This is a genomic window from Segatella hominis, assembly GCF_004535825.1.
Classification (GTDB): domain Bacteria; phylum Bacteroidota; class Bacteroidia; order Bacteroidales; family Bacteroidaceae; genus Prevotella; species Prevotella hominis.
Map to the genome: position 1 here is coordinate 1 of NZ_SGVY01000083.1, position 9,399 is coordinate 9,399.

A 9,399-nucleotide genomic window follows, 5' to 3' on the forward strand; every position below is an offset into this window, starting at 1 on the left:
ATTCTCATACATGTCAGCCAAGACTTTTAGTTTAAAGTCTAAACTGTAATTTGCACGTTCATTCTTTTTGCTTTCCATTTTACTTTTTTTAAGTTAAAATGGTGTACACTTTTTCTGTAGTAAGACAATAAAATAAAGACAATGAAAATTGAAGAAAGAATTTATGGGAAATCAGAGTTAGCTTTGGTCTATTTCCCTTCTTGCGATCCAGCCACAGCGCTGCGTCGATTGACACGTTGGATAAAAAGAAACCGAGAATTAAGCATGTGTTTATCAGATTGCCACAATGCCAAATATGCTAAGATTTGGACTCGACAACAGGTTTATCTCATCAAGTATTACCTCGGAGAACCGTAATTTTAAAAAAAAAATCAACTTTATCGTGACATTAAATGACATTAAACGACATTAAGTGACATTAAACGACATTGGGGATTTTTTATTTCGTACCTTTGCATTGTCAATCAGAACGGTTGGCGATGCAACAGATGGTGAATCCGCGGTAGCCCTCATTGCATCTGGTTACTAAAATTAAATTAATAGAAAATGATTCTGATCAATTTGAAGAAGAACAAGAATGAGAAGATGCCGAATGCATTTGGTAAGTACTATGCATTTCCAGTGATTAACCAGACTATCGGTATGGATGGTCTTTCCGAGCACATGGCGAGTCACAACACGCCGTTTTCAGCTGGTGCCATCAAGGGTATGCTGACTGACCTCGTGAGCTGTATCCGAGAGTTGACCCTGCAGGGTATCGCCGTGAAAATCGACAACTTGGCCATCTTCTCCATCGGCATCAAGAACAAATGTGGTGCTGCATCAGAAAAGGATTTCTCTGTGGCTAAGAACATTGAGAGTGTGAAGTTGAGAGCCAGAGCAACTGGTGTGCTGATGAGCGACCGCCTGAAACTCGATGCTACCATCAAGAGAGCAAGTGCCATATTGGGTGATGATAGTTCAAATGGTGAGAACGCTGGAGGCGGTTCTGTGAACGGTGATGCCGGCGGTTCGGGTGTCAACAAGCCTTCTGGCGGTAATACCCAGGAGAGTGGCGGCACCTCTCAGGGCACTGGATCTGAGAATGGAGGCAGCGGAGAAGATAATGAACTGTAAAACATAGGGTTAGGGATTCGTCCCTACCCTTACTCTTTTACTTGCTTACATAAAATATTAATTGAATAAAACATTTGGATTATGAAAAAGGAAACATTGAAGAAGATTATCAATTTTGCAATCACTGTTTTGACTGCCATCGCCAGCGCTTTTTGCGTCAGTTCCTGCCAGGGGTAAGGGGAACTGATGATGATGACATCAACTGCTGAAAGAACTATGTATGTATTAACTGCTAAGAAAGCGAAGTGAGTATTAACTAAATTTTTAAACTAAAAAACTTTTAGAACATGAGAGAAATCAATTTGATAGTGTTGCACTGCAGTGCAACCCGTGTGAACCAGGATTTTCCCATAGAGGCTTTGAAAGCCTGCCATAAGGCAAGAGGTTTCAAGTCTGTGGGCTACCACTACTACATCACAAAGGATGGTACGCTCTATCCTTGCCGCCCGGAGCGTGAGGTGGGTGCTCATGCCCGCCACTACAATGCCCACAGCATCGGCATCTGCTACGAGGGTGGTCTGGATGAGAACGGGAAGCCTGCTGATACCCGTACCTTGGCGCAGAAAGTGACGATGGAGGAGCTTCTCAAGAGTCTCCGCAAGGATTTTCCTGATGCCGCGATTCTCGGGCACAGGGATCTTCCTGGTGTAAGAAAAGAGTGTCCTTGCTTTAGTGTTAAGGAGTGGTTGGAGGAGATTAAATCTTAGTTTTTCCCCTGAGGGTGTGTCATAAGTCTGTGACGCACCCTCTTTTCTGATAAAATTACGCAAGAATCTGCTGAATAGCTTTAAATGAGCTATTTATGAGTGTTTCGTCTCAATAGAGGTAATGATTTGGCAACAGGGCTATTTTCTGCAATGTGCATAGGATTGCTTGTCAAACAACTCTTATCGTTTGCAAAACTACTAATAAAATTTGGATTATTCTATAAATCCATTATAATTTTTGTTTTTTTGCTATCCCCTAAATATAACGATTTTTTTGGACTCTTTTTCAGTTTCTTCTAACTATTTCATGTGCCTTTCTGAATAGGGAGTGAATTGTAATGCAAAGCGTTTATGTGCTGCTTTAAGGTATGAGTCATAGGCATGGTCAGAATGGTTATATTTATAAGGTACAATTTTCCCTTTTCTTAAGCGGACAATACGCCCTTGTTCGTCTATTCGATAGAAGAAAGTATGATAGTAGTTGTCCAAACATGGATTTTGGTCTTTGTCAAGCCATGAAATTTCTTCAAACACCTCTAATTTTAGAAGTTTACTTTGCTCGTAATATACCCATTTGCTTCTTTGGATATCCTCCATAGGAATATGCCGTTTGCTGTTGAAACTGAACTTTACAAATGTAGGTTTAATTTCGTTCATACCTAAATACAACACATCTGCAATTTTTCCTTCATGTCCATAAGTAACAAGAAATGTTTCATTTGTTTTCCATTCAAAACCAATGCTCTTTATGTTAAAGGCACAGGCAAGGACTTGTGTATATGGTTGACTGACACCGATGAGCCTAACTTCTCTGTTTTGTACCTCTTTACGGTGATAGAAAATATCTCCGAGAAGTTCTTTTACTAAAGTTTCTTTTAGTAGGACACCGCTATCCGGTGGAGCTTGTTGTAAAGTGTAGAAATGAGTATTTATGCTATCTATTTTTTCTACAAGATGCGAAAAACTTACAGACCTTGGTTGACATAGACAAGAGGATAGCCCCATTGCTATGACCAAGACTATAACGATTGTCAATAAGAAATGCCTCATATTACTTTTTACTTTGGTATTTTGAAATTAGATTTTTATTTGCAAGAATATTAATCATTTCCGTATCTTCAATTTGCTTTGCGAAATCTAAAGGAGAGCGCATAGCATTATTTTTACTTAATGCATCTGCTCCGTATTTTACAAGCAATTTGACTAAACAATAATCATCATTAGCATTGAATACAGCATACCATAGAGGATTATTGCCATAGCAATCAATAATATTTACCTTTGCTCCCTCTTGTAATAACAATTCTGCAATGGTTATATTGTTGTATTGCGCACAGAAATGTAAAGGAGTCCATCCCATTTTATCTTGATGATCAATATCAATGCCTTTATTCACTAAATCAATAGCAATTGCATTTTCACAAGATACAATAGCTTCTTGTAGAAGATTTCTACCATACGCATTGCTATAATTTATATTTCTTTCAAGTATATTTTTTCGTTCATAGATTCTCATTTCAAGAACATTTTATTTATGATAAATCTGTATGCCTTTAACATCTGCGATACCCTCAAACATAATGGTTTCGTCATCGACTTTATTGATTTTATTTACGTATTGTCTTCCATTTATGTCATTGAGATATAAGGAATCATTTTGCAAACAATAGGTATATCTGTATAGGGTATCAGCTTGTGAGTATAATTCCACCGTACTATCATTGAAAAATTCAATCTCAGGATAATTGATCTGTCTTTCTCCACCATTCAAAGTCCAATGACCAACCAAATCCTCATTAGTGCAAAATTCGGTATTGTCTATTTTCGGAGCACTGATTGTACTAATTGAAAATAACAACCTAAGAATTAATATTGGTACTATCGGACATAGATAATAAAGCCAAGTTGCTCTTAAGTTCTTTGAAAGTTGAAACATAAATCTCAACAAAGGGAACAAGTAGATAGGATACAAGTAGATGGTTATAAGCATACCATAACGACATATTTTGTCTACATCAGAGCGAACAGGGGCATCAAAAAAGAATATAGAAACATAGCATCCCAAGGGCCATAATATCAGCGAAAATGCCATAAGTATAAAGAACACCTTCTGTAAAATAGTGGGTGTTCCTCCTAATATGCGAGCTATTAGCCCTTTATTTTGTTCTTGTTTTATTTCTTCTTTATTCATATTAAGCATCTTGGCTCGTTATTCTCGATTATCTTTCAATCCCTTTTCCAATTCCTCAATAGTCGGCATGGATGATTTGAAGTCTTTCGGGAAGAGTTTAGAGAGCTGATATTCCGATATACCCATTGGTTCCTTGTATGACTCCAAGGCATATTTAGCCACTACGTTGTCCTTGTCCTTACAGATAAGCAAGCCAATGGTAGGATTGTCTATATCGGTCTTGAATTGGTGGTTGATGGCAGATACATAGAAACTTAGTTGTCCCAAGAACGATGGATGGAACGACTGGGCTTTTAGCTCTATGACTACATAGGCATGGAGGTGGGCATTGTAAAACAGCAAGTCTGGGAAGAACTCCTGCTGACCTACCTCCAAACGAAACTGTCTGCCCATATAAGAGAATCCCTTTCCTAGTTCCAAAAGAAAACGTGTTACATTGTTCACCAATTCATCTTCGATGTCTCGCTCGTCATATTTCTCCCTTAAGTTAAGAAAGTCCAACTGATAAGGGTCTTTGGTTATCTGTTGCGCCAAGTCGCTTTGTACAGCAGGAAGCGTAGCCTGGAAGTTGGTGATAGCCTTGCCGTCACGCTCATAAAGGTCTGTGTCAAGCCAATTAAGCAACGCATCACGTCCCCAATTATTTTCCCATGTCTTTCTTACAAAGAACAGGGCTTTGTTCATATCATCCTTGCATTTGTCGATGATACGGCGATGATGGTCCCAAGGAATTGATAACAACATATTGAAATCATCAACAGGCTGTTGACGTTTTTCAAATTGTTCCGCAACTTGCGGAACATTTGAATCTGACAACGAATCAGAGAAAAGTTCCGCAGTCTGCGGAATATTTCTATATAGAGGAGCATAGAGTTTGAAAAACTTACTCATATATCGCAAGTTTATAGGCGAGAACCCTTTTACGCCAGGCATCTCGTTCTTCAAATCCTGACTGAGATTTTTGTAAAATCCAGAGCCATAAGTATTAGTATATTGCTTAGCTTCAATGTCTCGTCCCAACTTCCAATAGAAGTCCAACAAGTAGCTATTGGTGGCACATGACGCTTTGAGGCGATGGCTGTAGAATCGTTCCTTGAGTTCCACAAGCCAGTCCTTGTAGTCGCAATCATCATGAAGGACTACTGCTAAGTCTATATTTTTCTTTGCCATAATTCTAAAACCATTTAATGCTACAAATATAATGTTTTATCTTGATAATCAATCAGAAAAAATGAATAATTGGCATATATTGCTACTATTTAGACAAATTAAAATTATTATCTGTAAAATTGCCCGACTTAGGAGGACAATTCGTTTGTTCTTTCAAGAGTAACTTGAAAGGTTTCGAGTAATTCGAAACATACCTTGCTGTGTTTTTGTGGACACAATGTTTTGGAAAGAATAAAACCTAATACCATTGAAAACACTGCGGTGGTTCGCTCAAGTGGCTGGTCTATTTTACTATTTTTTGCCTTTTTAGGCGTTCTTTTTGCGGAAAAACAAAGCCCGAGCTTGTGAAAGTTTGGGCTTTGTTGTAAATAAAAATGTTTTTAAAGATTTCGTATCTGTGAAAAGGAAAAAAATAAAAAAGGGTGTGTCATAAGTCTGTGACACACCCCTTTTTTGCTGTTTGATTCGTCTGTTACCAGGCAACGCTCATACCCACAGCGATGCTGGCATTGGAACTAAGAGGAATGAACTCCTTACTGGTCTTACCCAAGATGTGATCCATACCGATGAAGAAGTTGTAACCCTTAGGATGGATGTTCAGGACGTAACCCATGCTGGCTGCAAAACTGCTGACTGCAAAGTTGACACCACCATCCAACCACTTCAATGGTTTCCAGTTGGCACTCAATCGGCCCTCGCTCCAGGTATAGTCACCATTGATGCGGGTGCTGCTCAGGAAACCGAAAGACAACTTGTCATAAGAAGGCAAACTGTACTCGGCACCGAGATTGAGCGTAGCAGCCAAACTGGTGGTACGACTACCCTGATCGCCCAAATCCTTCAGGTTGACGAAGTCGGTTATCTGGTCGCCGTAATCATCTATCTTGTCGTCAATGGTAGGACCGCTGTTTTCTCTGACGGCAGTATCATGGAAACCATTGAACTCGAAACTCTCAGCTCTATTCACAGCCTTCATATTGTTGCTCCAGTTGATGAAACCCAAATCGAGAACAGAAGCACTCAGGGTCAGGTTATCGTTCAACTTATAGACACCACCGAGATCGAGTGCCATACCGAAGCCACTCAATCCTGCGCCATCAACATCTACATCATCAATCTTGTCATATTTTCCCTTGTCTGAATTATTATATTCATCCTCGGAAGTCTTATAAGTAAAGCCCTTCATGGAAACCTGTGCATTTGCCTTGCCGGAAACGATCCACTTGTCAGTACCAGAGAGGTCAGCACGCAGGTTTTCCAGACGAACATCACCGTCAGCCACACCGAAGAGGAACTTCAATTTAGCACCGATGCGGAGTTTCTTGTTGATCTGATGAGAGTGACCCAATGCTAATTCTGCATAAGAGCGAGCCATCATGCTCACATCACCAATCTCATAATTTTGGTTGCCCGTGTTCTTGGCAAATTCAAACAACTCATAAGGCAGGGAAGCGCCGAAAGATGCCTTGGCATTTACCTCGATGGTATTATAACCGCCAAAGCCCTTGAAACCAGCAGAAAGAATGGCGATGCCTACATCACCCTGTATGCGGTTGTTGCTCTTGCTGAAACCCTTCAGCGCCTCATCGGCAGAGATATAAGGGTTCATGAAGGAAGTCATCTTCTTGGCACCCGCCTCCTGTCCATACATCGGATTGTTCAGTACAACATCCTTGTAACCGAAGTTGCCCTGCAGGTTGACATTGATATTACCCAAAGCCGGGATGGTGATATAGTTCTGCTTGTTCTCAAAAGCCGGGTTCATATCGTGACGGAACTTGTAGTCGTCAGTAAAGTAAGCGGAATTGAGCGTCTGAGCCATTGCGGTGCCACCCATCATCAGCAGAGAGGCAACCAAGACATGCTTATATATTTTATTCATCATTTTCTTTGTCTTTTATGTGTGTTATTATTCTGTTACTACTCTCTGTCATTAATTGAAATTACCAATCACCTTACCCACGAGTTTCACCTTGATGTTTTCCAACTTCAGGGTATGCTTCTCAGAGTTGAGGTTGATACCGGTCACGGTAGTTCCATCATGGCTTGCCTTACCTTTTACCTTATAAGAGAGTCCGTCGAGTTTCTGCAATGCGCCCTTTACCTTTTCACGGAGTTCGATTTCCAGCGGAGAAGTCACGGCTGTGACACCATCAGCAGATGCCTTCACAGTACCCTGCTTGATATTCACTTCTATCTGGTTGCTGATGTCTGCACCATTCACTCCGAGTGGAGTAGCCTCTACGATGAGGGTAGCAGGAACCAGATTCTGTGCATCAGCAGTAAGACGCAGATAAGTACCCTCTGCCAATTCCAGTTCATCCAAATCATCATTCCAACCGTCGAAATCATCTGCATATTCGATAACAGCACCCTCGGCAAATGCCAACGGAGCATAGACCTCATAACTTGGCTCAACATTGTAATTGCGTCCGAACTCGATAGTCATTTCCTGACTGAGATCAGCTTTCGCCACCACATCGGTAATCTGAACATGGTCTGGAATATGCTTGTTGATAAGTGTAGCCAAGTTGCTCACCTCATATACATTGGCAGCACCATACTGAGTAGTCAGTTCTGCAGTCTTATGGCGGCAGATGCAGATTTTGGTTACAGGCGTAACAGAAGTTTTGTAGATATGCATCTCAGGGAGTTGTACGGTAGCCAAGTTCTGACCGTTCTTGGTAGAAATCACCTTTGCGCTCACCTTCGCCGCTGCATCCATATTATTTTTGATAGAAAGAATAATCTGAGGATTATCCAGGTCTGCTCTTACGCCATCTTCTGAAAGGAAGTCAGGAACGCCTGTCACAACTACATCACCCAAACTTGTGATATTGATTTCCGGGTCGAAGATACCGGTAGCAGACTTCAAGTAAATATCATTGACTTTCACGTTGGCACCGATGGACAGTGCAGATGTAGGAACACCCGTTACATGAGCCTCAATACCGAGGTCGAAATAACCATCCATCTTGATAGAGCCATTATTGCCGATGACAACCTCACCATAATCATTCTGATTTGCGAAATCCAGTTTTTTAGCCTTGATGGTGAGTCGGAGATTGCGGCTTGTTGAAACATTCTCCACGGTAATCTTGGAGCCGTTGACCATAGGAACGCCATTGTCATTACCATTGACAGATGAAATCTGCAGATAGCCAGGAAGGTTGATGGTTACCTTATCTATTGTGGTGATAGCAGAAGAAAGACCGTTGAGCGCGAGGTTCACATTCAGCACGATTTCGCCATTCACCTCAGCACTATTCAGACTCTTCACGGCAGCATCCGTACCATTATATACGAACATCTGTTGCTTAGGAGAGACATAACTGAGATGAGTACCAGCAGCACGGGTACCCTTGGCAGCAGAACTGGTGCTCAAGGTAAACGTATGGTTATAAGATCTACCCGTCAAGTGAATAGGAGAAATTTGAGGAGAAGCAGTAGAAGCATCCGTACCTGTCAACTGGAACAGATAATCACCGTTTGCGGCAATCTTCACACTACCATTCTCTTCGAGTTCCAGAATATCAGACAAAGGAATGTTCATGGTAGAACTGGCAGGTATTTCCAATTCACCACCACCAAATCCCATTGTAGCATCAATCTGGTCAAAATCATAATCGTCATTTGTACACCCGGTTACCAAGAAACCAGCCGTCAATAAAGACACAAGTAATAAACTTGCTTTCATTTGTTTTTTCTTCATAGTTATTAATATTTGATAATTAAAGAACTTCAAAATCATTAAAAGAACTTACATAAGTTAAAAAACATTTGCAAATGTAGCATATTTTTATAAAAAATCATGTAAAATAATCGGTAATTTTTCGCTCAATTCGTCAATTTATACGCAAGACATTGTTTTTTCACGAATATTTCCACCTGAAAAATCTGTTGACTGCGCTGATGGAAACATCAATGCCATTTATCGCAACATGAATTCTTGACTACCGCTGAATAGATACATATACATTCATTTTCATTAACCTGTTGGCGGAATTAAAAAACCGCCTGAAAATTAGTATATTTTTATGGAGAAAAAGTTGTGCATCTCGTTGATTTTTAGTAACTTTGTAGTGTCAAATTATAAAGTTATATATTTCACGCTATGCACAACTTGTATGCAAATTTCGTAAAAATTCTTGAGATATGCAAGGATTTCTCCAAAAATTTAGTTAATGAGCTAGGAAATATTCCTCGCCCAGGAGT

General features: G+C 40.3%; 10 protein-coding genes and 1 pseudogene. 5 read left to right on the forward strand and 6 right to left on the reverse strand.

The window, feature by feature from the left end; all coding sequences use genetic code 11:
- The first annotated feature begins 141 nt into the window (after positions 1-141).
- From EXN75_RS16485 to EXN75_RS16495, 4 genes are all read left to right on the forward strand, one after another.
- Positions 142-357, forward strand: a complete 216-nt coding sequence (locus EXN75_RS16485; protein ID WP_118120384.1) for a DUF4248 domain-containing protein — start codon at positions 142-144, stop codon at positions 355-357.
- Between the two features lie 189 nt (positions 358-546).
- On the forward strand, positions 547-1,116 hold the full coding sequence (locus EXN75_RS16490; protein ID WP_118120386.1) for an HU family DNA-binding protein: 570 nt from the start codon (positions 547-549) through the stop codon (positions 1,114-1,116).
- 81 nt (positions 1,117-1,197) lie between these two features.
- Positions 1,198-1,293, forward strand: coding sequence for a smalltalk protein (locus EXN75_RS18705; RefSeq protein WP_158570226.1), 96 nt, complete (start codon positions 1,198-1,200; stop codon positions 1,291-1,293).
- A 110-nt stretch (positions 1,294-1,403) separates the two neighbouring features.
- Positions 1,404-1,823 (forward strand): N-acetylmuramoyl-L-alanine amidase, encoded by a 420-nt coding sequence (locus EXN75_RS16495; RefSeq protein WP_134844644.1) that lies wholly within the window; start codon positions 1,404-1,406, stop codon positions 1,821-1,823.
- Positions 1,824-2,123: 300 nt separating this feature from the next.
- On the opposite strand, the gene EXN75_RS16500 is transcribed toward EXN75_RS16495, so the two are convergent.
- The 6 genes from EXN75_RS16500 to EXN75_RS16525 all read right to left on the reverse strand — a co-directional run bounded on the left by EXN75_RS16500 (position 2,124) and on the right by EXN75_RS16525 (position 8,896).
- Positions 2,124-2,873 carry a hypothetical protein gene (locus EXN75_RS16500; RefSeq protein WP_167639569.1) on the reverse strand — a complete coding sequence of 250 codons (750 nt, stop codon included), beginning with the start codon at positions 2,871-2,873 and terminating at the stop codon, positions 2,124-2,126.
- Between the two features lies 1 nt (position 2,874).
- Positions 2,875-3,339, reverse strand: a complete 465-nt coding sequence (locus tag EXN75_RS16505; protein ID WP_134844646.1) for an ankyrin repeat domain-containing protein — start codon at positions 3,337-3,339, stop codon at positions 2,875-2,877.
- A gap of 12 nt (positions 3,340-3,351) precedes the next feature.
- Positions 3,352-4,014, reverse strand: coding sequence for a hypothetical protein (locus EXN75_RS16510; RefSeq protein ID WP_134844647.1), 663 nt, complete (start codon positions 4,012-4,014; stop codon positions 3,352-3,354).
- An 18-nt stretch (positions 4,015-4,032) separates the two neighbouring features.
- Positions 4,033-5,184 (reverse strand): PDDEXK nuclease domain-containing protein, encoded by a 1,152-nt coding sequence (locus EXN75_RS16515; protein WP_134844648.1) that lies wholly within the window; start codon positions 5,182-5,184, stop codon positions 4,033-4,035.
- Between the two features lie 472 nt (positions 5,185-5,656).
- A complete protein-coding gene (locus EXN75_RS16520; protein WP_134844649.1) occupies positions 5,657-7,069 on the reverse strand; it encodes a DUF5723 family protein in 1,413 nt (470 codons plus the stop codon).
- Between the two features lie 48 nt (positions 7,070-7,117).
- Positions 7,118-8,896, reverse strand: a complete 1,779-nt coding sequence (locus EXN75_RS16525; protein ID WP_134844650.1) for a hypothetical protein — start codon at positions 8,894-8,896, stop codon at positions 7,118-7,120.
- Positions 8,897-9,221: 325 nt separating this feature from the next.
- Between EXN75_RS16525 and EXN75_RS18400 the strand changes: the two are divergent.
- Positions 9,222-9,399, forward strand: a pseudogene (locus EXN75_RS18400) (IS982 family transposase); the annotation flags it as partial.